Source organism: Bartonella sp. AC62GZZY, from assembly GCF_042196525.1.
In the GTDB taxonomy this organism is placed as follows: Bacteria; Pseudomonadota; Alphaproteobacteria; order Rhizobiales; family Rhizobiaceae; genus Bartonella.
Map to the genome: position 1 here is coordinate 1 of NZ_JBHIQN010000076.1, position 636 is coordinate 636.

Genomic DNA, 636 nt, shown 5'->3' on the forward strand with positions numbered 1-636 from the left:
TCCGTAATCGACCTTGAAATGGCAGGAATAATATTCCGCCACAAACTTTGCGGAAACTGGTTTGTCAGTTGCGGTATTGTTCCCCCTTGAGCACCAATACCAGGAACAAGAAACAAGCTGTTTTTTAACTGCTCAATTGCCTCTTTTGATTCACTTCCCAATGTTGCTCCAATAACCGCACCAATAGGACCAACAGAATAATTTTGTCCTAAAAACTGGCTATTATAGTCACAAATACGCTGTGCCAAATGAACAGAAAGTGTTTGATCACCAATAAGCGCATTGCGCATTTGCTTTCCCTCCGGATTCGAGGATTGAACAACCACAAAAACTGCTGTTCCTGTTTCTTCTGCAATTTTTATCATAGGGATGAGAGCATCAAAGCCAAGAAAAGCATTTACGGTTATAGCATCCGCTTTAAACGCGCTGCTTGAACCAAGCCAAGCTTTCCCATAAGCTTCAACAGTAGAGCCAATATCCCCCCTTTTTGCATCAGCGATTACCAATAAACCTTGTTCCTGTGCATTTTCAATAAGCTCTTTGAGAACTTGAAGACCTTCCACACCATATAATTCAAAAAATGCGACTTGCGGCTTAATAATGCCCACATTGCCCACAACCGCTGTTAACAGGATA

General features: G+C 41.8%; 1 protein-coding gene. It reads right to left on the minus strand.

The genetic code is table 11. The features are described 5' to 3' along the window. Window positions 1-636, minus strand: a 636-nt coding sequence (gene pyrF, locus ACFIML_RS09245) for an orotidine-5'-phosphate decarboxylase (protein WP_375688038.1), incomplete at both ends; no start/stop codon positions are given.